We start from the raw sequence: 26,364 nt of genomic DNA, 5'->3' as shown, positions 1-26,364 counted from the left end.
TAGCGTTGGCGGTATGACGACGACAGCAGTGACGGAGACCGGGGCCGCCCTCGCCCTGGACGGGGTGAGCCGCGTGTACGGCGGCGGGGCGCCCGCGCTCGACGGGATCGACCTGGTCGTGCCGCGCGGGCGTTTCGTGGCCGTGATGGGCCGGTCGGGCTCCGGCAAGTCCACCCTGCTGCGCTGCGCGGCCGGGCTCGAACGGCCGACGGCCGGGCGGGTACGGATCGGGGGCACCGACCTCGCCTCCCTGAGGGCGACCGCTCTGACCCGGCTCCGGCGCGACCGGATCGGGTTCGTCTTCCAGTCGCTCAACCTCGTCTCCGCCCTGAACGTGCGGGAGAACGTCACCCTGCCGCTGCTCCTCGCCGGGGCCCGCGAAGGCCGGGCGCTCGACGCCCTCGCCCTGGCCGGTCTCGACGCCGTGGGGCTCGCCGACCGGGCCGAGGACCGGCCCGAGAGCCTCTCCGGCGGCCAGCGGCAGCGGGTCGCGATCGCCCGCGCCCTGGTCAACGAGCCCGAGGTCGTCTTCGCCGACGAGCCGACCGCCGCCCTCGACCCGGTCACGGCGTCCGGGGTCCTCGCCCTGCTGCGGCGCGCGGTCGACGAGCAGGGGCGCACGGTCGTCCTCGTCACCCACGACCCGGTCGCCGCCACCTGGGCGGACGAGGCCGTGTTCCTGGAGCACGGCCGGATCGCCGACCGACTCGACCGCCCGGACGAGGCGCGCGTACGGGCGGCACTCGGCGCCCGTACGGCGACGGAGCGGCACCTGGCGGTGACGCGGTGAGCCCGGGCGGGAACTCCGCCGTGCGGCTGCTGGCCGATCGGTCGCTGCGGGCCCACCGCACGGCGTGGGCCGCCGTGTTCGCGGCCGTCGCCGTCACCTCCGCGCTGCTCGGCGCCCTGGCCCTCGCGCTGGGCTCCGCCGGACTCGGCCACGCGCGCGTGGAGCGGTACGCCGCCGCGCCCGTCGTCGTCGCCGGCGACCAGGAGGTCCGCTGGACGGTCGAGCCGTGGGGCAGCGAGCCGAGGACCGAGACCGTGGGCCTGACCGAGCGGGTACGGATCCCCGAGGCGGCGGTCGACGTCCTGAGGGCCGTGCCCGGGGTACGGGAGGCGGTCCCCGACCGCACGTTCCGCATACGGGAGCCGGACGGCACGCGCGCGTACCCCGGGCGTTCCTGGGAGGCGGCCCGGCTCGCCCCGTACCGGCTGACCGGCGGACGGGAGCCCCGGCGGGCGGGGGAGACCGTCGTGGGAGCCGGGCTCGGTGCCGCCGTCGGGGACACCGTGGCCGGGCGAACGGTCGTCGGGGTGGCCGAAGGACCCGCCGCGCTGTACGTCACGGCGGGGGAGGCGCGGCGGCTCGCCGGGCATCCCGGCACCGTCGACGCCGTCGGAGTCCTCGCCGAGCCCGGCGTGCCCGTGGACACCCTCCACGCGCGCGTACGGGCCGCCCTCGACGCCGCAGGGCTGAAGGACACGGCAGCCGGGCAGCCGCTGCGGGCGCTGACCGGGGACGGCAGGGGCGGAGCCGAGCACCTCGGCGCGCCGCCCGCGCGCGCGGAACTGCTCCAGCTCCTCGCGGCCGTCGCCGCGAACGTCGTCCTTGTCGCCGTCCTCGTCCTCGCCTCGCTCGTCGCGCAGGCCCTCCAGCAGCGCGCCGCGGAGCGGGAACTGCTGCTCGCGGTCGGTGCGACGCCCCGTCAGGTGCGGGGCGCGGCGGGCCGGGAGGTGGTCCGGGTGGCGGGTGCGGCGGCGCTGCTCGGCGCGCTCGCGTCCGTACCGGTGTTCCTGGTGCTGTGGTCGGCGCTGCGGGCCCGTACCGGAGTCGTACCGGAGGGCCTGGAACTGCCCACCCCGTCCTGGCTGTTCGCCGCCGTCCTCGTCGCCGCCGCCCTCGTGGTGGGCATCGCGCGGCTCGTGGTCCTCTTCGCGGCGCGCCGGCCGGGGCGCCCGGGGAAGGGTGGCGTCCGCCGTGGCGCCGGGCTCGTGCTGCTCGTGCTCGGCGCGGGATCGGCCGGTACGGCCACGCTCCAGGGCGGCGACGCGGCCGCCGCCGCTGCCGGGGCGGCCACCGTGACGCTGGTCGCCGGGTGCGCGCTGCTCGGGCCGTGGATCGCGGGGGCCGCGATGGCGGTCCTGGACCGGCCGTTCCGGCGGTTCGGCGGCGCCCCCGGGCGACTCACGGCCGCCGGTGCCGCCGCGCACTCGCGCCGGCTCGGGGCCGCGCTCGTCCCCGTCGTCCTCGTCACCGCCTTCGCGGTCGTACAGCTGTCGGCGGGCGCCACCATGGAGCGGTCCGCCGCCGCGCAGGCGCGCGCCGCGACCACCGCCGGCCTCGCCCGCTCCGGCACCACGGCGGAGCGGGTGCGGGAGCTCCCGGGGGTGGACTCGGCCACGGACGTGCTGCGTTCTTCGGTGGTCCTGGCCCGCACGGAGGCGGGCTCGCCGCGCCTCGACCGGCTCCCCGTCCTCGGCGTGGACGCCGAGGGGCTCGCGGGCACGCTCGACCCGGGCGTCGTCGCGGGCGACCTGGCCGGACTGGCCGGGGCGGGCACGGTCGCGGTCGGGGCCGGTACGGCCGACTCCCTTGAGGTGAAGCCCGGTTCGACGGTGGAGCTGCGGTTCGGCGACGGGGCGTCGAAGCGGCTTCGGGTGGTCGCGGTCTACGAACGCTCGCTCGCCCTCGGGGAGTTCCTGCTGCCGAAGGCCGAACTGGCCCCGCACATGAGCGATCCGTACCCCGCGCGCGTACTGGCGGCCGGCGTCCGTGGAACCGCCCCCGTCGTCCCCGAGGCGGTGACGCCCCCCGGGGCCGAGCTGAACGGGTTCGTCTCCGGCGGGATCGTCGCGGCGATCGGCGGACTCACCCTCCTGTCCGTCCTGAGCACCCTCGCCCTGATCGGCGCCGGGCGGCGCGGCGAGCTGGGGCTGCTGCGCCAGGTCGGCGCCTCGGCGGGGCAGTTGCGCCGGATGCTCGGTCTGGAGGCGGGGTTCCTGACCGTGACGGGCCTCCTCGTCGGGCTCGTGGTGGGCGCGCTGCCGCTGACCGCGTTCGCCTGGGCGCTCACCGGCGGTCTGCCGTACCTGCCGCCCGCACAGGCCGCCACGATCGTGGGCGCCGTCCTCGTCACGGTGGCGGCGGGCGTGTTCCTGCCGGTCGCCCGGACGGTTTCCAGGCGTTGAGGCGGACGGGCCCCGGGCGTCGAAGCAGGCGCGTCCGGGGCATTGAGGTGCGTCAGGACGGCTGCTAGGCGTTGAGGTACGCCAGGACGGCGAGGACGCGGCGGTGGCCGCCGCTGTCGGTCGGCGGCAGGCCGAGCTTCAGGAAGACGTTCCCGATGTGCTTGTGCACGGCCCGCTCGGTGACCACCATCGAGCGGGCGATCGTGCCGTTGTCGTGGCCTTGCGCCATCAGCTCCAGGACCTCGCGCTCACGGGGCGTGAGGGAGTCCAGCGGGTCGTCGCGGCGGCGGGCCATCAGTTCGGTGACGACCTCCGGGTCCAGGGCGGTACCGCCGGACGCGACCCGTTCCAGGGCGTCCAGGAACTCGTCGACCCGGCCGACCCGGTCCTTCAGGAGGTAGCCGACGCCCCGGGCGCCGCCGCCCAGGAGCTCGGCCGCGTACGTCTCCTCCACGTACTGCGAGAGCACGAGCACCGGCAGCTCCGGGAGCCGCTCGCGGGCCGCGAGTGCCGCCCGCAGCCCCTCGTCGCGGAAGTCCGGCGGCAGCCGTACGTCGAGGACGGCCACGTCCGGCCGGTGCTCCAGGAGCAGCGGCAGGATCTCGGGGCCGGTGGCCGCGACCCCGGCGACCTCGTGGCCGGACGAGGTCAGCAGCAGCACCAGGCCCTCCCTGAGGAGGGCGTTGTCCTCGGCGATCACCACACGCACGGAAGCTCCACTTCGATCACGGTCGGGCCCCCTTCGGGGCTGGTCAGTCGTACGGTGCCGTCGAGCGCGGCGACGCGGCGCCGCATGCCCGTCAGGCCGGAGCCGCCGCTCTCGCCCGCCTCGGCCCCGCCGCGGCCCTCGTCCCGCACGCGCACGCGGAGGGCGGCCGGTTCACGGGTCAGGGAGACGGAGGCGCGGGCGGCGCCGCTGTGCTTGGCGGCGTTGGTGAGCGCCTCGGCGACCACGAAGTACGCGGCGGCCTCGACGGCGGCCGGGGCGCGGGGACCGTCCTGCGCGTGGTCGCCGAGGCCGGTCACCGCCACCGCCGTCTCCAGGCCGCTGCTCGCCGCGAGGGCCCGCACGGCTCCGGTCAGGCCGCGGTCGGTGAGGATCGGCGGGTGGATGCCACGCACCACGTGCCGCAGCTCGGCCAGCGCCTCCTCGGCCTGCGTCTGCGCGTCGTCGAGGAGCCGGCGCGCGGTCGCGGGATCGGATTCGTACGCCCGCCGGGCGAGCCCGATCCGCATGGACAACGCCACCAGGCGGGCCTGCGCGCCGTCGTGGAGGTCGCGTTCGATCCGGCGCAGCTCGGCGCCGTGCGCGGCGATCGCGCCCGCCCTGGTCGCCGTGAGCTGCTCGACACGGGCGGCGAGGGCGGCGTCCCGGACGGCCGACGGGGCCGGCGTGAGCAGCGCCCGCGACCAGTCCGCCGCCAGGCCGGCGAGCCGGCCGATCAGCGGCAGGGCCACCGGCCGCCGCCCCGCGAGCCCGGTCCACACGCCGTCGACCAGCAGCGCGGGCGCCCAGACGATCAGCGAGAGGTACCAGAGCACCGCGCCGTAGAGCAGTTGCGCGGCGGCCCAGACCAGGTCCTGCCGGGTGCCCGGGTCGGTGACCGCGGTCCGCACGCGCGCGGGGAGGGGGCCTTCGAGCGCGAGGTACGCCTCGGGGACGGGCGTGCCGGTCCACGCGGCCGTACGGCGCCGCTGCCAGCAGGCGAGACGGCGCAGCAGCAGCACGCTCTCCGGGAGCACGCCGGCGCCGATGACGGTGAGGGTGAGGACCGCGGTGAAGAGGGCGACGCCCACCATCAGGTAGCAGAGGAGGGAGATCGCGGCCCCGACCGTGAGGTGAAGCCACGCCCTGGCCGCTTCCTTGATCGCCTCGCGCATGGAGCCAGGGTAGGCGGCGCCGCGCGGGGCGGCGGTGGAGCGGGCTACACCATAGCTCCGGGAGCGGGCACCGCTGTGCGCGGAGGCGGCGGAGACCAGGATCGAAGGGAGCCGGGAACGACCCGGCGAGACCGGAATCCCACCCTCGACCCACTCCTCGGAGGCACCCATGCGCGCGATTCTCTGGCTGCTGCTCGCCGCGAGCGTTCTCGCCAACGTCTTCATCAGCACCTTCGCCGGCTGGAGCGGCGGACTCCAGATCGCCGGAAGCGTCTGCACCGGGGCGGTCCTCCTCGGCTCCGCGGCCGGACTGTGGCTGACCAGGCCCCGCAGCGGGGCCTGAGGCGGTTTTCCACAGGACGGCGGGGGTTGTCAGAGCGCTGCCCCACAATGGAGGACGTACCTGAGGAGGGCGCAGACATGGCCGTATGGGACGACCTGGTCGGGCAGAGCCGGGTCGAGGAGCAGCTCGCCGCCGCCGCGCGCGATGCCGACGCGCTCGTGACCGCGCACGCCGCAGGCGAGCCGGCGCCCGAGGCCTCCAAGATGACGCACGCCTGGCTGTTCACCGGCCCTCCCGGGTCCGGGCGGGCGACCGCGGCGCGTGCGTTCGCCGCCGCGCTGCAGTGCGTCAGTCCCGACCGGGCGCTCGGCGGGGCCCCGGGCTGCGGTTTCTGCGACGGCTGCCACACGACCCTCGTCGGGACGCATGCGGACGTCGAGATCGTCCGTACGGACCTCCTGTCCATCGGTGTGAAGGAGACCCGCGACCTCGTCCGGCGCGCCCAGCTCTCCCCGGCGGGCGGCCGCTGGCAGGTGATCGTCCTGGAGGACGCCGACCGGCTCACCGAGGGCGCGGGGAACGTGCTCCTGAAGGCCGTCGAAGAGCCCGCGCCGCGGACGGTCTGGCTGCTCTGCGCGCCCTCCCTGGAGGACGTGCTGCCCACGATCCGCTCCCGCTGCCGGCACCTGACCCTGAGCACCCCGCCGGTGGAGGCCGTCGCCGACGTGCTCGTACGGCGCGACGGCATCGAGCCGGAGCTCGCGCAGGCCGCCGCCCGCGCCACCCAGGGCCACATCGACCGGGCCCGTCGGCTCGCCACCGACGAGCGGGCCCGCGCGCGCCGCTCCGTCGTCCTGAAGCTGCCGCTGCGGGTCGACGACATCGGCGGCTGCCTCAAGGCCGCGCAGGAACTGGTCGACGCGGCCGCGGAGGACGCGAAGCAGGCCGCGGAGGAGATCGACGTCAAGGAGACCGAGGAGCTGAAGGCGGCCCTCGGCGCGGCGCAGGGCGGGCGGATGCCGCGCGGCACCGCCGGGGCGATGAAGGAGCTGGAGGAGCGGCAGAAGCGGCGCAGGACGCGGACGCAGCGCGACAGCCTGGACCTCGCGCTCACCGATCTGACCGGCTTCTACCGTGACGTCCTGGCCCTCCAGCTCCGCTCCCGCACGGCCCTGGCGAACACGGACGTGCGGGACGCGCTTGAGCGGATCGCCCGCGACACCACCCCGGAGCGGACCCTCCGCCGCATCGAGGCGGTCCTCGCCTGCCGGAAGGCCCTCGACCGGAACGTGGCGCCGCTGCTCGCCGTGGAGGCGATGACGATGGCGCTGAGAGGCTAGATCCCCTGCGCCCCGGGTGATTGGACACGGTCCGTACCGGTACGGATACGCTCCTGGGATGGATTCCAGGCGCTTGCTCCGTACGTCCGCCACGGCCCTCGCGGCCGCCGGGCTGATCCTCTCCGGCTGCTCGGGCGGAAGCGACGCCGCCGCCTCCAGGTCGTCCGCGCCGGCGCCCTCCTCCGCGTCCCAGGCGCCGAAGCTGAAGAAGTACTACGAGCAGAAGCTGAAGTGGCGCGACTGCGGTGTCGAGGGCTTCCAGTGCGCCACCCTGCGCGCCCCGCTCGACTACGCGAAGCCGGACGGGGAGGAGGCCCGGCTCGCGGTGTCCCGCGTCCGGGCCACCGGCCCCGGGAAGCGGCTCGGCTCGCTCCTGGTCAACCCGGGCGGCCCCGGCGGCTCCGCCGTCGGCTACCTCCAGGGGTACGCGGGCATCGGTTACCCGGCGCCCGTCCGCGCCCGCTACGACATGGTGGCCGTCGACCCCCGCGGAGTGGCCCGCAGCGAGCCCGTGGAGTGCCTGACGGGCCCGCAGATGGACACGTACACGCAGGTCGACCAGACCCCCGACGACACGGCGGAGGCCAACGCGCTGAGCGCGGCCTTCAAGGACTTCGCGGTCGGCTGCGAGAAGAAGTCGGGCAAGGTCCTGCCCCACGTCTCCACGGTCGAGGCGGCCCGGGACATGGACATCCTGCGGGCGGTGCTCGGCGACGAGAAGCTCACCTACGTGGGGGCGTCGTACGGCACGTTCCTCGGCGCCACCTACGCCGAGCTGTTCCCGGACCGGGTCGGCCGGCTCGTCCTCGACGGGGCGATGGACCCCTCGCTCTCCGCGCTCGACCTGAACCGGGACCAGACCGGCGGCTTCGAGACCTCCTTCCGCGCCTTCGCCGCGGACTGCATCAGCAAGTCGGACTGCCCCCTGGGCACCACGTCCGTCGACGCGGCCGGGGAGGCGATGAAGAAGTTCTTCCGCGACGTGGACGCCAAGCCCCTGCCGACGGGCGAGAGCCGCCTGCTCGGCGAGTCCCTCGCCACCACCGGCGTGATCGCCGCGATGTACGACGAGGGCGCCTGGCCGCAGCTGCGCGAGGCCCTCTCCAAGGCGATGGGCGGCGACGGTTCCGGGCTCCTGGCCCTGGCCGACAGCTACTACGAGCGCGAGGCGGACGGCACGTACGCCAACCTCATGTTCGCCAACGCCGCCGTGAACTGCCTGGACCTGCCGCCCGCCTACACCGGCCCCGCGGACGTCGAGAAGGCCGTCCCGTCCTTCGAGAAGGCCTCCCCGGTCTTCGGGAAGGGCCTCGCCTGGGCCGCCCTCAACTGCACCTACTGGCCCACCCCGCCCACCGGCCGCCCGCACCGCATCACCGCCGAGGGCGCCGCCCCGATCCTCGTCGTCGGCACCACCCGCGACCCGGCCACCCCGTACCACTGGGCCCAGTCCCTGGCCGGCCAGCTCTCCTCCGGCACCCTGCTGACCTACGTGGGCGACGGCCACACCGCGTACGGCCGGGGCAGCGACTGCATCGACACGGCGATCAACACCTACCTCCTGGAAGGCACCCCTCCGGCCGAGGGAAAGCGCTGCTCGTAGGCCTGATCCGGGGGTGGTCGGAGCACCCCGAGAAACTGTGTAGACTTGGCGACGCTGCTGCACCACGATGTGTCTGCACAGCGCGCCGCCTTAGCTCAGTTGGCCAGAGCAACGCACTCGTAATGCGTAGGTCTCGGGTTCGAATCCCGAAGGCGGCTCAGAAGAAGGCCAGGTCAGATGATTTCTGACCTGGTCTTTTCTGTTGCCGTGCCCGGTCACCAGTTGGGGTCGAGGAGCAGGGGGGCGTCTTCGGCCGCCATCCAGGTGTCGAACTCCTCCGGTGTCAGGAGGACGGGGCGGCCCGCCTCCGTGGACGTCAGGGTCGCCAGGGCTGACAGGGCGGTCGTCGGGTCGGTGCTCGCGAGCCGGGTCCGTACGGACTCCAGGCCGGGCAGGACGACGGACGACGCGCGGGTCGTCGGGCCCAGGGACGCCGCCGCCGAGGCGAGGAGGCCCGAGGTCAGGGCCGCCGTGAGGAGCTCGCGCTCCAGGAGGTGCGCACCCGGTTCGCCGGTGCCCCGGATCGCCACCAGGGACGCCTGGAGGCCCTGGGTGATCAGGGTGCCCGCCGCCTGGCCCACCAGGCCGCCCACCAGCGCCCCGACCACCGGCACCGGGATCACCGTCTGCGCCACCGCCCCGCAGGCCCAGCCCAGGCCGGTGCGCAGGGTGGCCTCCGCGCTGCGGGCCGCGAACTCGCCCGCGTCGATCTGCCCGCGCGCCAGCGCCACACCGGCCTCCGCCACCGCGTACGCCGCGCCGGCCGTCGCGAACGACAGGTCCCCGCCGCCCAGCACCGCGGGCAGGCGCCCGGCTCGCGACGCCGTACGGATCACCGAGCCGAGTCCCGCGACGGCCCCCGACCGCGCCGCGGCCTGCGCCGCCGACGCGGCCGCGGTGAGGGCCGCCGCTGCGGCCGAGGTCTCGCCCGCCCGCACCCGGGCCAGCTGCCCGGCGGCGGACACGGCCCCGGTGACGAGGCCGCCGACCGCCGCCGCCGTCCCCGCCGCGGCCGCCGCCTCCCGGCCGGCCGTCCGTACCGCCTCACCGCGCGCCCAGCGCATCGGGTCGCGGGCCGAGCGGTGCGCGTCGGCCAGGTCGATCGGGTCGGAGGCGACGTCCCCGTACGTCAGCCGGTCCGTCAGATGCGCGTGGGCGTCGGCGTAGTCGGCGAACCCCACCCCCTCGGGAGACATGGTGAGCCGGCGCTCAAGGAGGCTGTCCACGGCGGCGACCCGGTCGCCCGCGACCAGCCGCGTCATCCCCTCGTAGTCCGGCCGGGCCATCTGGTGCACTGTCGCGGAGACGCGGTCCATCAGCTTGGCCTGCGCCTGGCCCACGAGACGGCCCCGGTCGACGAGGTGGAGATCGGCCGGGGCCGTCTGCGAGCCGCCTTGGACCCACTCCGTGACCACGGCCCGGACCGACGCGCCGGCCCGGATCGCGTTCTGGTTGAAGGAGAGCGCGTGCCGGACCTCGAAGAGGTGCCCGGCGCGCTGGGCGTTGCCGATGTCGACGTACCGGCGTGCCAGTCGTTCGACCGTCTCCTGGGTGCGCAGCGTCTCCACCGTGGCCTCGGCGAGGCGGCGGGTGGCGGCGTCCGCGACCGTCCAGGCGGCCTGGTCGGCGGCGCCGGGCAGGAACGTACGGCTCATGCGGCGGAGGCCGGTTCGGCGAGGCGGGCCCGGGCGTCCGCGACGACGCGGCCGGACAGCTCGCCGACCCGGCCGTCCTCTCCGGCCGGCGGGGCTCCCATCACCGTGACCGTCGTGCAGGCGAGATCGAAGATCTCCTTCACGAGGGCGCGCTGCCGCGTGTCGTACGTGCCGTAGTCGTCGTGGTCGGCGACCAGTTCGGCGAAGGCCGGGAGCCGTTCCTCCATGGCCGCGCAGAGGTCCTTGAGCACGAGGCGGATCTCGCGGCTGCGCTGGAACACCTCGGACAGGGTCTCGCGGGCCGCGGTCAGTTCGGCCTCCGCCCCGTCCAGTTCCTCGGCGAGCTTCTTCTGGTCCTGGCGGGCCGAGCGGCCCCGCCACTCGAGGAGGGCGCCGGTCGCGAGGAGCGCGGGGACGGCGACCGCCGCGGCCAGGACCGCCGTGCCCGCGGCCACTCCGCCGCCGCCCGCCGCGAGCGAACCGCCGCCCAGCCAGGCCAGGGTGGCGCTGCTCGCGGCGGCCCCGGAGAGCCCCGAGATGGCCGTGCCGGTGGACGCGGTGGCGAAGGCGCCGACGGCCATGTAGGTGGCCGCGCCGACGCCCGCTCCGGTGGCTCCGCCCCCGACGATCGACCCGATCGCGGACACCGCGAGCTGCTGGATCTCCCGCAGCTCGACGTCGGCCGTGGCGTGCCCGGCCGGTTCCACCGGGGCCAGTTCGGCCAGGTCGACCCGCTTGAGCCGCTCGAACGCGTCCCGGAAGGGGACGAGGGCCCGGTCGTACGTGGCCTGCCGCCGCTCCTCCTGCGCCGCGCCCTCCTGGACGACGTGCCGGTCGAGCTTCCTGCGGCGGGCCGCCAGCTTCTCGTGGCGCTGCTGGTTCTTCCGCGCGAGCATGACGGCCTGGTACATGGCGACGGCCATGCGGCATCCCCTCCCCTGGACAGTCGAACTGACCAGGCGTCAAGTTACCGCCGATCGCGCGCCCGTCCGCCACTTCCGGCCGTCCGGGCCCGGCTGTCGCTTCCGGTCGTTCAAGCCCGTCCGCTACTTCCGGTCGTCCAGGCCCGGCTGGTCGAAGGTGTCCGGGACGGGCAGGCCCGACCAGTGGGGGACCGGCCAGGCGACGACGACGGCGCGGCCCACGACGTCCGTCACGGGCACCATGCCGCCGCGGGGGTCGGTCTGGTGGTAGCGGGAGTCCTGCGAGCTCTGCCGGTGGTCGCCCATCACCCAGAGGTGGCCGGCGGGCACCGTGACCTTGAACTGGCCTTCCGGGTCCGTGCTGCAGGCCGTGTTGCCCTGGAAGACGTACGGCTCCGTCAGCGCCTTGCCGTTGACCTTCAGGGGGCCCGTGCCCTTGCACTCGACCGTGTCGCCGGCGACGCCGATCACCCGCTTGATGAGGTGCTGTTCCCCCGCGGCCGGCATCAGGCCCACGAAGCCCAGGGCCTTCTGGATCGTCGTGGGCTGCTTCACCGGTCGTCCCGCGAGCCAGTCGCCGGGGTCACGGAAGACCACGACCTCGCCCCGGTCGGGCTCCCCGCCGAACCACGGGGTGAGCTTGTCGACGAGGACCCGGTCGTCGACCTGCAGGGTGTTCTGCATCGAGCCCGAGGGGATCAGGAACGCCTGCAGCAGGAACGTCTTGATCAGGAAGGCGAGGACGAGCGCGATCCCGGCGAGGAACGGCAGCTCGATCCAGAAGGGGCGCTTCCGTTTCGGGGCGCGGCCGGAGGCCGGGGCGGCCTCGTCCGGAGCGCCGCCTTCCGCGCCCTCCCCGTCGGATCGCTCCTGGGTCGCCAAGTCGCTCATGTCCACCCTGACTTCGTCGTGGTCCGTGTTTCCTGTGCCGTCTGCACGGACCTTATGCCTCGGTGGTGTACGGGCGGTGTCAGCGAGCCGCTCTTCACCACGTACGGGTGACCCGGCGGTCCCCGTCAGGGGCTCGGCTGTTCGCGGTCCTGCTGAGCGAGCAGGTAGCCCGCCTGGAAGCGGCTCTCCGCACCGAGCGCGGCCATCACGTCGGCGACGTGGCGGCGGCAGCTGCGGACCGACAGACCCAGACGCCGGGCGATCGCCGCGTCCGTCAGGCCCTCGGTGAGCAGCCGGACGATGGTCTGCTTCAGCTCGTCGGAGATGTCCATGATGGTCTGCCGGTCCCACTCCGTCTCGAACGGCAGGGCCTCCAGCCACAGCCGTTCGTACGCGCCCACCATGAACGCGACCACGTGCGGCTCGCGGATCAGGACCGCCGCGTGCGGATCGTCCGGGACCGGGATGACCGCCGTCGTACGGTCGAAGACCAGCATCCGCGGGAACTCGTCGTCCAGGGTGCGGACCTGCGCGCCCAGCCGCCCCACCCGCTCCACATAGGCGCAGGTGCCCGAGGAGAAGCGGGCCGTGTGCTGGTAGAGGACGCGCATCCGGACGCCGCGGCGCAGGAGTTCCTCGTCGCGGGCCACCGCCTCCTCCAGGACCTCGGCGCGCCGGCCGCCGCCCGGCTGAGCCGTCATGACCTCGCGCTCGCAGGTACGGCCCAGTTCGGTGATGGCCTCCCGTACCGCGCGCAGATCGGTGAGCAGTTCCACGTACTCCGCCTGCCGCAGGTGCGTGAGGCGCAGCAGGTGCGACTCGTACAGCGGCATGAAGGCCATCAGCTGTTCGCGGGTGCGCTCCATGTGCTGGCGGCGGGCCCGCATCTCGCGCTCCAGCGGTCCCAGGGTGCGCTGGACGGCCTCGTCCGGCGCCATCGGGAGCACGGCCCGCTCAGGGGTGCGGCGCAGCAGGCCCATGTCGAGGAGGGCCGAGACGGCCGACTCCACCCGGGCGAGCGGCAGGTCCAGTTCGGCCGCGAGGTCGGCGGGGTGCGCCGGCTCGCGGGCCGGGTCCCGGGCCAGGAGGGAGGTGTAGACCCGGGTCAGGGGGTCGTCGGGGTCGTCGGAGGGCGGCGGGGGTGCGGGCGGTCCCACCGCGCCGATCGCGGCCAGGGCGGTGACCTCCGGGGCCGGGGGAGTGCCCGGCCGTGCCCCTTCCGGCGTCCCCGCGTCCCTGTCCGCCTGCCCGATGTCTGCTATCGCCACCTTTTCCCCCGTTTGTGACAGCGTCCTCTTGCTGCCATGCAGCCTAATGAGCCATGCACTCCGCCCCATAGTCATGCCGTGGTGGATACGTTCGTACCACCGCCCACGAGGTCAAAGCGCATCAAGCTCGCACAGCCCGCGAAGCCAGCAAGACACCACAGAAGCCCATGACTCAAGCGGAAAGAGAGCACACGACATGAAGCGGCGGATCCGCACCACCCTCCTCACCACCCTCGTCTTCGGCCTCGCGGGCCTGGCCACCGTCACCACCGACGCCGTCGCCGGCGGCACCCGCACCGACGACACCGGCTGGGGCGCGGCCGTCCTCACCGGTGCCTACGACACCGGCTGGGGCGCCCCCGCGGCCGGCACCGGCACGAACGACACCGGCTGGGGGTGATCCGGATGACCCTGCTCGACTGCACCCTGCGCACCGGCGGACGGCTCACCGGAGGAGCCGTACCCCCCGCGCTGGCCGCCGACTACCTCGCGGTCTGCGCGCGGCTCGGCATCGACGTCATCGAGCTGGGCAGCGTCCACGACCCCGCCGACCGCACCGCCCCGCGCGGCGCGCTGCTGCCGGTCCCGCCCCCCGAGCGGTACGGCTCCCGCTTCTCCGTCCTCCTCGACACCGCCGCCCTGCCCGCCACGGACGCCGCCGCCACGGCCTCCGCCGGGCGGATCGCCGACACCCTGGCCACCGGCCCCGTGCCCGTCGGCCTCGTCCGCCTCGCCGTCCGCTACGACCGGGTGGCCCGCGCCGCCGCCCCGCTGCACCGCCTGCGGGAAGCCGGCCTCGGCGTCTGCCTCTTCCTCACCGACATCGACCTCGCCTCCTACCCGGAGCTCGACCGCTGCCTCGGCGAGAGCGCGGCCCTCGGCCCGCTCGACGCCGTCTTCCTCGTCGACTCCCTCGGCTCGCTCCGCCCCGAGCGCGTCATCGAACTCGTCCAGTCCACCCGCGCCGCCGTGTCCGCCCCCGTCGGCATCCACGCCCACGACAACCAGGGCTTCGCCCTGCACAACACCGTCGTGGCCCGGAGCGCCGGCGCCACCTGGCAGGACGCAGCCGTGCACGGGATCGGCCCGGGCGCCGGACTGACCCGTACCGAGCAGCTCCTCGCCCTCCTCGGCGCGACCCCCGCCGACCTCGCGCCGCTCCTCGCGCTCATCGCCACCCACGTCGCGCCGCTCAAGCAGCGGTACGGGTGGGGGGCCGGCCCCCGCCAGGTGATGGCCGGCCTCGCCCGCATCCCGGTCGCGTCGGTGCAGGGCCTCGACTCGCCGTAGCCGCCCCGCGTCTCGCCCTTCCCGTGAGACCCGGCCGCCCCGCGTCTCGCCCTTCCCGTGAGACCGGCCGCCCCGGGTCTCGCCCCTTCCCGCGAGACCGACCGTCCCGCGCCTCGCCCCTTCCGTGAGACCAGGCCGTCCCGCGCCTCGCCCTTCTCAGGAGACCTCCATGCCCTTCACCTCGCCCATCCTGCCGCCCGGAGAACCGGCTCTCGCCCCCACTCCGTACCGCGATCTCCCCCCGAAGACCGGAGCCGCCCCCATGGCCGACCGCCGCCTCCGCATCGACCGCAGCGCCGCCACCGAGGAGTTCGGGCTCGCCTGCCAGCGGCTCATCCCCTGGCCCGGCGGAGACGCCGAGCCGCCCGTCGGCGCCATGGCCTGCTTCCTGAAGCCCGGCGGGGACTCCGACCCCGACTGCCACGACCAGGACGAGGTCATGCTCATCCTCTCCGGCACCGGGAGCGTGACCCTCGACGGCCGCCTGGAGCCGCCGTTCCGCACCGGCGACCTCGTCGTGCTGCCCCGGAACCAGGAGCACGTCGTCCACAACACCGGCGACACCGAGCTGAGCTGGGTCTCCCTCTACTGGCCGCTGCGCGAGCCCGCCGTCCGTACCGACAACGACAACGAGGAGGTCGCCGCGTGAGCGCCGACGTGTCCGCCCACTGGATCACCGCCACCCCGCCCACCCCCAACGGCGACCTCCACATCGGTCACCTCGCCGGGCCCTACCTCGCCGGCGACGTCCTGCGCCGCTTCCTCGCCGCCGAGGGCGCCGGCCCCGTCCGCTACACCACGGGCCTCGACGACCACCAGAGCTACGTGCCCGTCCGCGGCCTCAACGACGGCGGACGCAAGGGCGAGGAGGTCGCCGACGGCTACGGCGCCTCCATCGAGTCCGTGTGGCGGCAGGCCGGCGCCGACTTCGACGCCATCGTCCGCCCGCGCCGGGACGTCGGCTACCAGTCGGCCGTCCAGGAGTTCTTCCAGCGCCTGTACGACGCCGGGCACATCGTCGCCCGTACGCGCCCGCTGCCGTACTGCACGGGCTGCGAGCGCTGGCTGTACGAGGCCTACCTCAAGGGCGACTGCCCGCACTGCGGCTCCGGTTCCAACGGCAACGCCTGCGAGCCCTGCGGCCGCCCGAACGACTGCGCCGACCTCGCGAACCCCGTCTGCACCGGCTGCGGCGCCACCCCCGAACTCCGCGACTGCGAGCGGCTGTACTTCCCGCTCGCCCTCTGGGAGGAGCAGCTCGCCGCCTTCTGGGACGAGGTCGACATGCCGCCGCACCTGCGCTCCCTCTGCGAGCGGATGCGGGCCGGAGGGCTCCCCGAGATCGCCGTCAGCCACCCCTCCGAGTGGGGTGTGCCGGTGCCCGTCGAGGGCTTCACCGAGCAGCGGATCTACGTCTGGTTCGAGATGGCCCCCGGCTACCTCCTGGAGTGGACCGGCGCCGGCGAGACCGGACCCGCGCCCGCGCCCGTCCAGTTCTTCGGCTTCGACAACGGCTACTTCCACGCCCTGCTGTTCCCCGCCGCCTTCCGGGCGTACGACCCGGAGATCGCGCTGCCGAAGGCCTTCGTCGTCAACGAGTTCTACCGGCTCGAAGGCCTCAAGTTCTCCACCAGCAGGCGGCACGCCATCTGGGCGCACGAGGAGCTCGCCCGGACGAGCGCGGACGTCCTGCGCTACCACGTCCTGTCCGACCGTCCCAACGGCCGTCAGACCAGCTTCAGTTCGGCTGCCCTCGAACTCAGCCGCACGCGGCTCGCCGAGCGCTGGGACGGCTGGCTCGGCCGACTGCTCACGGCCGTCGCCGAGTCCGGTGGTGCCGCTTCCTCCGAGGTGCCGCAGGGCCCCGCGTGGGAGCGGCTGCGTGCCCGGCTCGTCGAGACCGTCGGGCAGCTGCGGGACGCGTACGGCGTCGAGGGGTACGACGCGCGGCGCGCGATCGCGCTGCTCGACGAAGTGGTCCGCCTCGCCGAGGACTTCGGTTACGTGAACGGCTTCGAGGCCGAGCGTCCGGACGGCGCCGCCGCGTACCGCTCCGCGCTCTCCGCCCAGCTCGCCGTCGCCGCCGCCCTGTCCGCCTGGGCCGCGCCCGCCCTCCCGTACGGCTCCGCCCGGCTCGCCGCCCTCCTCGGCCTCGCGCCCCAGCCGCGCCGGGTGGACGCGGAGGCCCTCGCGCCGCTCGCCCCGGGGACGCCGGTGGCGGCCTGGCCGGGGGCGGTCTTCAGTGCCTGAGGTCCTGCCGCGCGGCGCCGTCGTCGGGCCCTTCTCCGGGCCCCGGGCCGTCTGGGGCGAGCACCTGGAGCGGGCGGCCGAGCGGTACGGCACCGCCGTGAACTGGGAGCTGTACGACGACCGCGGCGAGGCCGAGACGGCCCGGCAGATCGCCGAGGCGGTCGTCGCCGAGGGCCGGCACGCCCTGGTCGTCGGCCACTTCAACAGCGCCGGTGCGGCCGCCGCCCTCCCCGTCTACCGGGCGGCCGGACTCCCCGTCCTTCTCCCGCTGGCCACCACGCCCGGCCTCCTCGCCGACAGCGCCGGCACCCTCCTGCGCTGGTGCCCGGACGACCGGGCCCAGGCCGTCGACCTGCTCGCCGCCGTACGGGACGCGGGGCACATCCGGGTCGCCGTCACGCACGACGGCAGCGCGTACGGGGAGCGGCTCGCCCAGCTCGTACGGGACGCCTCGCGGGTCGCGGGGCCCGCCGTCCCGTCGGGGCCCGTGGTCTCCGACGGGAGCGGGCCCGCGACGGGCGCCGTGCCGGTGCCGGCGGCCCTGGCCGAACCGTCCCTCGAGGTCGTGGAGGGGCCCGGGGGCCGGGACGTCGCCGCGCTCGTCGTCTGCGGCACCCATGTCGGGGCCGCGCGGGTGGGGCGGGAGTGGCGGGCGGCCGGGTTCACGGGCGCGTTCTGGTTCACCGACGACTGCGCGGTGGACGAGTTCGCCGAGCTGCTCGGGTCGCCCTCCGGTGCCGCCTCCGTGGCCCGGATGCGCGGCGGGCCCGAGGCCCATGTGGACGCGGCCTTCGCCGCCGCCACGGCGGCGCTCGCCGAGGACCCGGGCCGCACCGGGCGCACCCTGCTCGCCGCCGTACGGGCCCACGCGGACCGGGGGTTCACGGCGAGCGGGGAGCCGGAGGCGGGGAGCGCGGGATGGGACTTCGTGCCGGTGCCGGCAGCGGCTGAGGCGCCGAACCGTACCCGAACCGGCGGGCGGCACGGGCGGGCGTACGACGTCATCGTCGTCGGTGCCGGGGTCGTCGGCTCCGCCACCGCCTCCGCCCTCGCCCGGCACGGCGCGCGGGTCGCGCTCGTCGCGCCCATGGACGGCCGCCAGGACCACGCCACCGCCTGGTCCGGCGGGCTCGTCCGCTGCTTCGAGGCCGACCCGTACCTGCGCGGGCTCGCCCTCCGCAGCCACCGGCTCGCCTGGGGGCCCGCCGCGCTCGCGCCAGGACCGTACGGCTTCATGACCACCGGGTCGCTCGTCCTCTGCGGCGACGCCGACCTGGAACAGGCCGAGAAGGGCGTCGCCGAGCTCAACGGGGCCGGCGTGCCCGCGGAGTTGCTGGACCCCGGCGTGCTCGGGGCCCGCTTCCCCGGGCTCTCCGTCGACGGCGTCACCGGCGCCGTCTGGGAGCCCGAGGCCGGTTACGCCGACCCGCCCCGCACCGCGCGCGTCTACCGCGACCGTGCCCTCGCCCACGGGGCCCGGCTGCTGCCCGCCCGCGTACGCGAACTCGACGCCCCGCCCGGGGCCGACCGGGTCCGCGTCCTCCTCGAACCCGGCGGACCCGTCGAGGCCCGCGCCGTCGTCCTCGCGGCCGGCGGCGGCACCGGGGAGATCGCCGGACACCGGCTGAGCGGCGCGGACGCCGGACGCACCAAGAGCATCCGGTACGGCTTCTTCCACCACCCCGCCGCCGCCGGCCTGCCGACCGTCGTCGACATGGTCAGCGGCGTCTGGGGCCGGCCCCAGCTGTACGGCGAGGCGGCGGGCGGCTACATGGCCGGGCGGCCCGTCGACGAATGGGACGTCCCCCCGGGCGGGCTCGCCACGCTCACCGACGAGCACGTGGCGTACATCCGCGCCGGCGCGGCCGCGCGGTGGCCCTGGCTCGCCGACCCCGGCACCCGCTTCCTCGGCGGCCGCCAGGGCGTCGACCTCTACACCCCGCACTCCCGTCCCCACCTCGGCCGCGAACACCCCGACAGCCGGATCGTCCTCGCGACGGGGTGGTCGGGGGCGGGCTTCAAAACGGCCCCGGCGGCGGGGGAGCTGGCGGCGGCGGAGGCGCTGGATGTGCTGGGGGGCGGGTGAGGCCGCGCCCGCGGTGCGGGGCCCGCGCCTGGCGGGGCGGCGCCCACCGCCGTGTGGGCCATCGTCCCGCCCCGGCGGAACGCATGCCCACAACGGCGGGCCAGGTCCGCAACTCAACTGGAGGTGACACCATGACCGATCTGCTGCAGCGGCCCGACGCCGCCCCGGCCCCCACCCCCCTCGGCGTCCGCGCGCTCGTCGTGTTCTACGTCAGCAGTCTCGTCGGGACCGGCATCCTTCTGGTGCCGGGGCTGACCGAGCGGCAGGCCGGGCCCGCCGCTCTGCTCGCGTGGCTGGCGCTGGCCCTGAGCTCGTACCCCTTCGCCCGGTTCTTCGCGGAGATGTCGGCCTGGCGTCCCGACGCCTCCGGGCTCGCCGCGATGGTGGAGGCCGGGTTCGGCCGCCGCCCGGGCCGCGCGGCGGCGCTGCTGCTCGTCGCCACGTACGTCATCGGGAATCCGGTGATGGGCATCGTGTCCGCCCGCTGCCTGCTCGGGCTCCTCGGTCAGCCCGACGGGCCCGTGTACCCGCTCGCGATCGGTTTCATGGCACTGTCGGCCGCGTTCACGCTGCTCGGCCTCGCCGCCGGCGCCCGCGTGCAGACCGCCGCCCTGCTCGTGCTGCTCCTCGGCCTCGGCGGCGCCGTCGTGCTCGCGGTGCCGCGGTTCGACGCGGGGCAGTACACCCCGTTCCTCACGCACGGCTGGGACGGCGTCGGCATCGCCGTCGTCACCGCCTTCTTCTCCTTCCTCGGCTGGGAGAACGTCTCCACCCTCGCCGAGCAGGTCGACGACCCGGCCCGCAGCTACCGGCGGGCGATCCGCTGGGCGGTGCCCATCGTCGGGCTGCTGTACGCGGCGGTGACGGCCGCCTACCTGGCCGTCCCCGGCGACGAGCCCGTCGTCATCACGGCCCTCCTCGGCGCCTCGCTCGGCGACGCCGGCGCGGTCGCCGGCGACCTGCTCGCCCTCGGGCTCGCGGTGGTCGCCACCAACGCCTGGGTCCTCGGCGCCACCCGCGTCGTCCGGGCCGCCGCCCGCGAGCGGATCCTGCCGCGCGCCCTGGCCGACCGCCCGGTGCGGGCGACCGTCGCCCTGGCCCTCGCCTACGCCGCCGTCCTCGGCACCCTGACCCTCACCGGCACCGGCGAGGAACTGGTGCTCGTCGTCACCAGCAGCGCCTTCCTGCTCCTGTACGTGGCCGCCGCCGCGGCCGCCCTGCGGGCCCGCGGCACCGGCCGCGCCCTGCGCGCCACCGCCGTCGTGACCCTGCTGATCGCGGCCGCCTTCCTCTCCTTCGCCGGTACGGGGCTGCTGCTCGCCCTGCTCCTCGCCGCCGGCTGCGTCGCCCTCGCCGGCCGCACCCGCACTCGCTGAACCTCCCTCCACCGAAAGGCACTTCGCCATGAACGAGACCTCGAACGAGACCGTGAACGAGACCACCCCCGTCTACGACGTCGTCGGTGTCGGCTTCGGGCCCGCCAACCTCGCCCTCGCCATCGCGATCGAGGAGTACAACGAGCAGGCCGCGCCCGACGAGCGGCTCACGGCCGTGTTCCTGGAGAAGCAGCCGAGGTTCGGCTGGCACCGGGGGATGCTGATCCCGGACGCCACCATGCAGGTCTCGTTCCTCAAGGACCTGGCCACGATGCGCAATCCGCGCAGCCGCTTCGGTTTCGTGCCGTACCTCCACGACCGGGGCCGTCTCGTCGACTTCATCAACCACAAGGTGCTGTTCCCGACCCGCGAGGAGTTCCACGACTACCTCCAGTGGGCCGCCGACGGCGTGGACCACATGGTCCGTTACGGCCTCGAGGTCACCGCCATCCGGCCCGCGGGGACGTCCGGTCCCGTCGTCGAGGTCGACGTCGCCGCCGTGGGCGAGGCCGAGGCCGTCACGTACCGGGCGCGGAACCTCGTCATCGGCACCGGCCTCGTGCCCCGCCTCCCCGAGGGCGTCACGTCCTCCGAACGCCTCTGGCACAGCAGCGAGTTCCTGCACCGCCTCGCCGCGCTGCCCACCGCCGAGCCGCGCCGTTTCGTCGTCGCCGGGGCCGGGCAGAGCGCCGCCGAGATCGCGGACCACCTGCACCGCACGTACGAGGACGCCGAGGTCGTCGCCGTCCACACGCGGTACGGCTACAGCCCGGCCGACGACAGCCCGTACGCGAACCGGATCTTCGACCCGGAGGCCGTCGACCTGTACCACGCGGCCGAGCCGTCCGTCCGCCGCACGCTCATGGACTACCACCGCAACACCAACTACGGCGTCGTCGACATGGACCTCATCGAGGAGCTCTACCGCCGCTCGTACCAGGAGAAGGTCCGCGGCGAGCAGCGGCTGCGGATCCTCGGCGTCACCCGGCTCACCCGGGTCGAGGAGGGCCCCGACGGGGTCCGCGTCCAGGTGCGGAACCTCGCCACGGGAGAGACGGAGACGATGGACGCCGACGCCGTCGTCTACGCCACCGGCTACTCCGAGCCCGACCCGGGCCGGCTGCTCGGCGAGCTCGACGCCGCCTGCGCGCGCGACGAGGACGGTCGGCTGCGGGTGCTCCGCGACTACCAGGTGGAGACGGCGTCCGGGGTGGAGGCCGGGATCTACCTGATGGGCGGCACCGAGCACTCGCACGGCATCACGGCCAACCTGCTGTCGATGGCCGCCGTCCGCGCCGGCGAGATCTGCGACTCCCTGGCGGCGCGCCGCCGTTCCGACAGGCGAAAGCCGGTGGCGGTGTCGGGCTGATCCCCCGTACAACGACACCTACGACCACACCGTGAGGAGAGCTCACCATGAGCACCACCACCGACGCCGACGGCGACGGCGCGATGACCGTCACCGAGCGGACCCGGCTGCGCCGGATGCGTCACAAGGGCAGCCACCGGCGGGCCGACCTGGACGCCGTGCTCGCCGCGGGCTTCCTGTGCCACCTCGGCGTCACCGTCGACGGCACGACGATGGTGGTGCCCACCGCGTACGGCGTGGACGGCGACCGGCTCTACCTGCACGGCTCGGTCGCCAGCCGCAGCCTGGTCCAGGCCCCTGACACCACCGTCTGCGTCACGGTCACGCACGTCGACGGCCTCGTCCTCGCCCGCTCCGTCTTCGAGCACGGGGTCAACTACCGCTGCGCGATGATCTACGGCGTGCCCGAGATCGTCACCGACCCGGAGGAGAAGCTCCGCGGCCTGCGGGCCCTGACCGAGCAGAGCTCCCCGGGCCAGTGGGAGTACGCGCGGCAGCCCAGCCGCAAGGAGCTGGCCGCGACGGCGGTGCTCGCGCTCGACCTGACCGAGGCCTCGGTGAAGACCGCCTCCGGACCGCCGGACGACGGCGAATCGGAGGACGCGGCGCTCGGCCTGTGGGCGGGGGTGCTCCCGGTGGTGACCACCTTCGGCGAGCCGGTCACCGACCCGGTCCTCCCCGCGGACTTCGCCCCGCCGGCCCACATCGCCTCGCGGGCGGGCCGGATCCTGGGCGGCGAGCCGGCGGCCGCCCCGGTGTGACCGGAGCGCGAGCCGGAGCTGGAGCCGGACCAAGCCCAGCCGAGTACGGCTGGGCTTTTCTGGGTCAGGGGGCCGAGGGGGCGGGCGTCGGCCGGTCCGGGATCGGTCGGTCCGGGGTCAGTCGCCGTGTCCGGTGCCTCCGCTGCCGAAGCCACCGCTGGAGATGCCGCCCCACTTGCGCTTCTCCTCGGTGGGTGGATCGGTGGAGGCCTCTCCGGCGTTCTTGAGCTGATAGGGCATGAGCCGGTGCTCGCCGTCGGTCTGCGGCATCTCGGACGGCTTGCGGTACTCCTCCACCTCGCCGGGCAGCGCGCCGGTGTCGGGCCGGTGCGGCTGTTCCTCCGGCTTCGGCTTCTTGGACTCGCGGTCGCTGAGCCAGAAGCCCAGCGCGACGGCGCCGATGAGTACGCCGACGACGACGAGCCCGCCGATGACCTGGGCCAGACCTGACTGCCAAACCCCAGCGGCCAGGTTCTCTGCTGCGCTGAGAGTGTTCATACCAACAGGATTACCCGATTCCGCTTCTTCGGATACGTCGGGCTGAAACATTTCCTCTCCCCCGTCGCGTCAAGGAGGTGTACGGCGACCACACCACGTGACCGCGAGGGAAAGGAGGGGCATGAGAAAGTCCCGCGCGGACGAGTTCCTGGAGTTCGCCTCCGCACGCACGGGGTACCTGTTCCGCTCGGCGTGCCTGCTGACCAGCGGTGACACGCATCTCGCCGAGGACCTCACCCAGGAGACGCTCGGCCGGATGTACGCCCACTGGGGCCGCATGGCCCGGATCGGGAACCCCGCCGCGTACGCCCAGACCGTGCTCGTCCGCACGTTCCTCACGCACCAGCGGCGCCGCTCGGCCACCGAGCGCCCCCTCGGCGAGCTGCCCGACCGCGCACCCGAGCACGGCGAGGACCCCGCCCTGCGGATCGCGCTGCTCGACGCGCTCGCCGGGCTCGCGCCGAAGGACCGCGCGGTCGTGGTGCTGCGGTACTGGGAGGACCGCAGCATCGAGGAGACCGCCGATGCCCTGCACGTCAGCTCCGCCGCGGTACGCACCCGCTCGGTGCGGGCGCTCGCGAAGCTGCGGGACCGACTCGGCGGCAGCGTCGCCGAGTTCGCCACCCGCTGACCACGTACCTTTCCTACCGACCGGAGACGGTGATCTCGGCATGCCCCAGAACGAAGAAACACAGCGGTTCGAGGAGGAGCTCGGCGCGGTCCTGCGCAGCGCCGGCGACGGCTTCGCCGTCGACGACCGGCGCGAGCTGGTCGCGGGCGGGCTCCAGCGGGGCCGGCGCCGCCTGGTGCGCCGCCGCCTCGCGGTGACCGGCGGCGTCCTCGCGCTCGCCGCCGTCGGCATCGGCGGCGCGTACGGCGGCTCGCTCCTCGGCCCCGCCGGGCAGGCGACGACCACGTCCGTGGCGGCGCCCCCGCAGCCCCGGCAGGGCAACGGCGCGGCCGAACCCGGCAAGGTGCCGCCGGGCGAGGCGACGATCCCGGTGAAGGACATCGCCGCCGTCCTCAAGTCCAACACCCCGGCCGGCCGGTGGCAGTTCGACGACCTGGACGGCGTGGGCCAGTCGGTCACCGGCGTCTACGACGACGGGAACGGCAAGGCGGGCGTCAGCGTCGGCCTCTTCCGTGCGGGCACGACAGGGGAGGCCGGCAAGGACCAGGTCACCTGCCCCGACAGGGCCCTCGTCCGCTACGACAGGTGCGCCAGCGAGCTGCTGCCGGGCGGTGACCGGTTCATGGTCCTCCAGGGGTACGAGTACCCCGACGGGCGCGAGGAGACCAAGAACTGGCGCGCGGTCCTGCTCACCAAGGACGGCTTCCTCGTCGACGCGAGCGAGTACAACGCCGCCGCCGAGAAGGGCGCCGCGATCACCCGCGAGAACCCGCCCTTCAGCGCCTCCCAGCTGAAGACCCTCGTCACGGCCGACGCCTGGCGGCCGCTGATCGCCCGGCTGCCCCAGCTCCCGACGAAGCCCGGCACGGGCGAGGCGCACCTGCCCGCCGTGCCGAGCGCGGCCGCCGTCCAGGCCACCCTGCGCTCCCTCCTGCCGCAGGGCCTCACCGTGCAGTCCCACGGCGGCGGGGACGGCCACGGCTACGTCGTCGTCGACGACGGCAAGGGCGCGAGCATGGTCGGCGTCGACGTCCAGCCCAGGAGCGGGAAGATCGCCGACCTCTTCACCGGCGACGACGTCGTCACCCTGCCCGACGGCACCAAGGTCAAGTCCACGCAGCGGGCCGGCGAGAAGGGCGGCGCCGGGGTCGTCTGGTGGAACGTCGACACCCTGAGCCCGCAGGGCTTCCGGGTCATCGTCTCCGCCTTCAACTCGGGCGCGCAGTACTCGGCCGCGACGCGTGCCGAGCCCGTGCTGACGATGGAGCAGCTGAAGGCGATCGCGCTGAGCCCGAAGTGGAAGAAGCTGCCGCTGAAGTAGGCGTACGCGGGGGAGTACGGGGAGGGGGCGGGGCGCCGAGTCGCCCCGCCCCTACTTCGCGTCCGCGTACCGCTCGACCGTCGCCGTCGTGAACGGGAAGCGGACCGGCGTCTCCCCGAACGCGATCCGCCCGGCCTCGTCCCCCGCCGCCCTGACCGCCTCCGTCACCGCCTCCGCCTCCTCCGCCGGACAGTGCACGATCACCTCGTCGTGCTGGAAGAACACCAGCTCCGCCCGCATCCCCGCGAGGGAGCGCCGCAGCGCCGCCAGCATCAGCAGCGCCCAGTCGGCAGCGCTGCCCTGGACGACGAAGTTACGGGTGAACCGGCCGCGCGCCCGCGCGTTCCCCGAGGCGTACCCGGGGACGAACTCGCCGCTCTCCGCCTCCGGTTCGCCGCCCTCCTGCGGCAGGCCCGCCTCCTCGTCGTCGCCCGAGCCGACCGCCCGCGGGCTGGTCCGGCCCAGCCAGGTCCGTACGAGCCGGCCCTCCTCGCCCGCCTTCGCCGCGTCGTCGACGTAGGCCACCGCGCGCGGGAAGCGGCGGCGCAGCGCCGCCAGGTTCTTCAGGCCGTCGCCGCTGGTCTGCCCGTAGATCGCGCCGAGCAGGGCGATCTTGGCGTGGTCGCGGTCACCGGAGAAGGCGCGGTCGGAGAGCCGGGTGTACAGGTCGTCGGGGTGCCCCGCGACCTCCATCAGGCCCGGGTCGCGGGAGATCGCGGCGAGGACGCGCGGCTCCATCTGGTCGGCGTCGGCCACCACGAGCCGCCAGCCCTCGTCGGCGACCACCGCCCGCCGGATCACCTTCGGGATCTGCAGGGCCCCGCCGCCGTTCGTCGTCCAGCGGCCGCTGACCGTGCCGCCCGGCAGGTACTCGGGCCGGAAGCGGCCGTCCCGCACCCAGTCGGCCAGCCACGACCAGCCGTGCGCCGTCCAGATCCGGTAGAGCTTCTTGTACGCGAGGAGCGGCTCCACGGCCGGGTGGTCGAGCTCGGCGAGCTCCCAGCGGCGCGTCGATCTCACCCGGATCCCGGCCTGCGCGAAGGCCTTCACCACGTCCGCAGGCAGATCCGGCCGGACCCGGCGGCCGAACGCCGCCGACACCTCGTCCGCGAGCTCCGCCAGGCGGCGCGGCTCGCCCCCGCCCGCGTACCGCTCGCCGAGCAGCTCGCTCAGCAGGTCCCGGTGCACGTCCGCCCGCCACGGCAGCCCGGCCCGGTGCATCTCGGCGGCCACCAGCATCCCCGCCGACTCGGCGGCCGTGAGCAGCCGCATCCTGCCCGGATGCTCCGCCCGGTCGTGGCGGCGCAGCTGCTCCGCGTAGACCGCGAGGAGCCCGTCGAAGGGCACGGAGACGGTGGGGCGCGGCTCGAAGAGGGAGTCCTGCGAGCCGGGCTCGGCGGCGCGCTGCGGCGGATCCGGCGGTACGGGGGCGGCGCGCAGGCGCGCCCAGGCGGCGGCGGCCGACCGGGGCTCGCCGAGCCGCCCCTCGTGGCCGAGGAGGAGCTGCTCGGCGTCCTCGATGTCGTAGCAGCGCTCGACGCGGACGCCGGCGGCGAGGAGCCGCGGATAGACCTCGGCCGTCGACCGCCACACCCAGCGGGCCACGTCGGGGCGCGCCCGCACGGCCGCGGCGAGGTCCGGCTCGCGCCGCACGGGCCCGGCGGGCAGCCCGTCCGCCCCGAGGGGCACGAGCAGCGCTCCGTCCCCCTCGGTCTCGGCGTCCAGCGCCCACCTCTCGCTCATGGG

The 26,364-nt window shown here is 75.0% G+C and carries 23 protein-coding genes and 1 tRNA gene; 16 read left to right on the top strand and 8 right to left on the bottom strand.

The window, feature by feature from the left end; translation table 11 throughout:
* Nucleotides 1-13 precede the first annotated feature (13 nt).
* Both ACFYX3_RS22910 and ACFYX3_RS22905 read left to right on the top strand, forming a co-directional pair.
* A complete protein-coding gene (locus tag ACFYX3_RS22910; protein WP_389016251.1) occupies nucleotides 14-790 on the top strand; it encodes an ABC transporter ATP-binding protein in 777 nt (258 codons plus the stop codon).
* Nucleotides 787-3,192 (top strand): FtsX-like permease family protein, encoded by a 2,406-nt coding sequence (locus tag ACFYX3_RS22905; protein ID WP_389016248.1) that lies wholly within the window; start codon nucleotides 787-789, stop codon nucleotides 3,190-3,192. Before ACFYX3_RS22910 ends, ACFYX3_RS22905 begins: the two co-directional genes overlap by 4 nt.
* A gap of 64 nt (nucleotides 3,193-3,256) precedes the next feature.
* On the opposite strand, the gene ACFYX3_RS22900 is transcribed toward ACFYX3_RS22905, so the two are convergent.
* Both ACFYX3_RS22900 and ACFYX3_RS22895 read right to left on the bottom strand, forming a co-directional pair.
* Entirely contained in the window at nucleotides 3,257-3,901 is a 645-nt protein-coding gene (locus tag ACFYX3_RS22900) for a response regulator transcription factor (protein WP_116160271.1), read from the bottom strand.
* Complete coding sequence (locus ACFYX3_RS22895; RefSeq protein WP_389016243.1) at nucleotides 3,889-5,073, bottom strand: histidine kinase; 1,185 nt, start codon at nucleotides 5,071-5,073, stop codon at nucleotides 3,889-3,891. Before ACFYX3_RS22895 ends, ACFYX3_RS22900 begins: the two co-directional genes overlap by 13 nt.
* Before the next feature lie 169 nt (nucleotides 5,074-5,242).
* On the opposite strand from ACFYX3_RS22895, the gene ACFYX3_RS22890 reads away from it, so the two are divergent.
* From ACFYX3_RS22890 to ACFYX3_RS22875, 4 genes are all read left to right on the top strand, one after another.
* Nucleotides 5,243-5,416 (top strand): hypothetical protein, encoded by a 174-nt coding sequence (locus ACFYX3_RS22890; RefSeq protein WP_376581775.1) that lies wholly within the window; start codon nucleotides 5,243-5,245, stop codon nucleotides 5,414-5,416.
* Between the two features lie 77 nt (nucleotides 5,417-5,493).
* Nucleotides 5,494-6,696: a DNA polymerase III subunit delta' gene (locus tag ACFYX3_RS22885; protein ID WP_389016239.1), complete on the top strand. Its 1,203-nt coding sequence runs from the start codon at nucleotides 5,494-5,496 to the stop codon at nucleotides 6,694-6,696.
* Nucleotides 6,697-6,754: 58 nt separating this feature from the next.
* Nucleotides 6,755-8,299 (top strand): alpha/beta hydrolase, encoded by a 1,545-nt coding sequence (locus tag ACFYX3_RS22880; protein WP_389016236.1) that lies wholly within the window; start codon nucleotides 6,755-6,757, stop codon nucleotides 8,297-8,299.
* Between the two features lie 84 nt (nucleotides 8,300-8,383).
* A tRNA-Thr gene (locus ACFYX3_RS22875) sits at nucleotides 8,384-8,457 on the top strand.
* A gap of 57 nt (nucleotides 8,458-8,514) precedes the next feature.
* On the opposite strand, the gene ACFYX3_RS22870 is transcribed toward ACFYX3_RS22875, so the two are convergent.
* The 4 genes from ACFYX3_RS22870 to ACFYX3_RS22855 form a co-directional block, all read right to left on the bottom strand.
* On the bottom strand, nucleotides 8,515-9,954 hold the full coding sequence (locus tag ACFYX3_RS22870; RefSeq protein WP_389016233.1) for a hypothetical protein: 1,440 nt from the start codon (nucleotides 9,952-9,954) through the stop codon (nucleotides 8,515-8,517).
* Nucleotides 9,951-10,877: a hypothetical protein gene (locus tag ACFYX3_RS22865; protein ID WP_389016230.1), complete on the bottom strand. Its 927-nt coding sequence runs from the start codon at nucleotides 10,875-10,877 to the stop codon at nucleotides 9,951-9,953. The genes ACFYX3_RS22870 and ACFYX3_RS22865 overlap by 4 nt, the downstream gene beginning before the upstream one ends.
* Before the next feature lie 123 nt (nucleotides 10,878-11,000).
* Nucleotides 11,001-11,768 carry a signal peptidase I gene (gene lepB, locus ACFYX3_RS22860; protein WP_389016227.1) on the bottom strand — a complete coding sequence of 256 codons (768 nt, stop codon included), beginning with the start codon at nucleotides 11,766-11,768 and terminating at the stop codon, nucleotides 11,001-11,003.
* A gap of 125 nt (nucleotides 11,769-11,893) precedes the next feature.
* Nucleotides 11,894-13,036, bottom strand: coding sequence for a LuxR C-terminal-related transcriptional regulator (locus tag ACFYX3_RS22855; protein ID WP_389016224.1), 1,143 nt, complete (start codon nucleotides 13,034-13,036; stop codon nucleotides 11,894-11,896).
* 196 nt (nucleotides 13,037-13,232) lie between these two features.
* On the opposite strand from ACFYX3_RS22855, the gene ACFYX3_RS22850 reads away from it, so the two are divergent.
* From ACFYX3_RS22850 to ACFYX3_RS22815, 8 genes are all read left to right on the top strand, one after another.
* Complete coding sequence (locus ACFYX3_RS22850; protein ID WP_389016221.1) at nucleotides 13,233-13,436, top strand: hypothetical protein; 204 nt, start codon at nucleotides 13,233-13,235, stop codon at nucleotides 13,434-13,436.
* Between the two features lie 5 nt (nucleotides 13,437-13,441).
* Nucleotides 13,442-14,326: a hypothetical protein gene (locus tag ACFYX3_RS22845; protein ID WP_389016218.1), complete on the top strand. Its 885-nt coding sequence runs from the start codon at nucleotides 13,442-13,444 to the stop codon at nucleotides 14,324-14,326.
* 169 nt (nucleotides 14,327-14,495) lie between these two features.
* Nucleotides 14,496-14,975: a cupin domain-containing protein gene (locus tag ACFYX3_RS22840; protein ID WP_184931028.1), complete on the top strand. Its 480-nt coding sequence runs from the start codon at nucleotides 14,496-14,498 to the stop codon at nucleotides 14,973-14,975.
* Complete coding sequence (locus tag ACFYX3_RS22835) at nucleotides 14,972-16,576, top strand: class I tRNA ligase family protein (protein ID WP_389016215.1); 1,605 nt, start codon at nucleotides 14,972-14,974, stop codon at nucleotides 16,574-16,576. The genes ACFYX3_RS22840 and ACFYX3_RS22835 overlap by 4 nt, the downstream gene beginning before the upstream one ends.
* Entirely contained in the window at nucleotides 16,569-18,662 is a 2,094-nt protein-coding gene (locus tag ACFYX3_RS22830) for an FAD-dependent oxidoreductase (protein ID WP_389016212.1), read from the top strand. The genes ACFYX3_RS22835 and ACFYX3_RS22830 overlap by 8 nt, the downstream gene beginning before the upstream one ends.
* Nucleotides 18,663-18,793: 131 nt before the next feature.
* Nucleotides 18,794-20,038, top strand: coding sequence for an APC family permease (locus ACFYX3_RS22825; protein ID WP_389016209.1), 1,245 nt, complete (start codon nucleotides 18,794-18,796; stop codon nucleotides 20,036-20,038).
* Between the two features lie 28 nt (nucleotides 20,039-20,066).
* Entirely contained in the window at nucleotides 20,067-21,407 is a 1,341-nt protein-coding gene (locus tag ACFYX3_RS22820; protein WP_389016205.1) for a lysine N(6)-hydroxylase/L-ornithine N(5)-oxygenase family protein, read from the top strand.
* Nucleotides 21,408-21,454: 47 nt separating this feature from the next.
* Nucleotides 21,455-22,168 carry a pyridoxamine 5'-phosphate oxidase family protein gene (locus tag ACFYX3_RS22815; protein WP_389016202.1) on the top strand — a complete coding sequence of 238 codons (714 nt, stop codon included), beginning with the start codon at nucleotides 21,455-21,457 and terminating at the stop codon, nucleotides 22,166-22,168.
* Between the two features lie 117 nt (nucleotides 22,169-22,285).
* Here the strand turns inward: ACFYX3_RS22815 and ACFYX3_RS22810 are convergent, their stop codons facing one another.
* On the bottom strand, nucleotides 22,286-22,666 hold the full coding sequence (locus tag ACFYX3_RS22810; protein WP_376581747.1) for a DUF6479 family protein: 381 nt from the start codon (nucleotides 22,664-22,666) through the stop codon (nucleotides 22,286-22,288).
* A gap of 121 nt (nucleotides 22,667-22,787) precedes the next feature.
* Here ACFYX3_RS22810 and ACFYX3_RS22805 point away from each other — a divergent pair, with 121 nt between their 5' ends.
* Nucleotides 22,788-23,297, top strand: coding sequence for a SigE family RNA polymerase sigma factor (locus ACFYX3_RS22805; RefSeq protein ID WP_389016198.1), 510 nt, complete (start codon nucleotides 22,788-22,790; stop codon nucleotides 23,295-23,297).
* A 40-nt stretch (nucleotides 23,298-23,337) separates the two neighbouring features.
* Nucleotides 23,338-24,618 (top strand): hypothetical protein, encoded by a 1,281-nt coding sequence (locus ACFYX3_RS22800; RefSeq protein ID WP_389016195.1) that lies wholly within the window; start codon nucleotides 23,338-23,340, stop codon nucleotides 24,616-24,618.
* A 51-nt stretch (nucleotides 24,619-24,669) separates the two neighbouring features.
* On the opposite strand, the gene ACFYX3_RS22795 is transcribed toward ACFYX3_RS22800, so the two are convergent.
* Entirely contained in the window at nucleotides 24,670-26,361 is a 1,692-nt protein-coding gene (locus tag ACFYX3_RS22795; protein ID WP_389016192.1) for a bifunctional 3'-5' exonuclease/DNA polymerase, read from the bottom strand.
* Nucleotides 26,362-26,364 lie beyond the last annotated feature (3 nt).

Source organism: Streptomyces sp. NPDC002463, assembly GCF_042889835.1.
Taxonomy (GTDB): Bacteria; Actinomycetota; Actinomycetes; order Streptomycetales; family Streptomycetaceae; genus Streptomyces; species Streptomyces nymphaeiformis.
The sequence above is the reverse complement of the archived record's forward strand: the minus strand, read 5'-3'. Positions and strand labels throughout refer to the sequence as shown.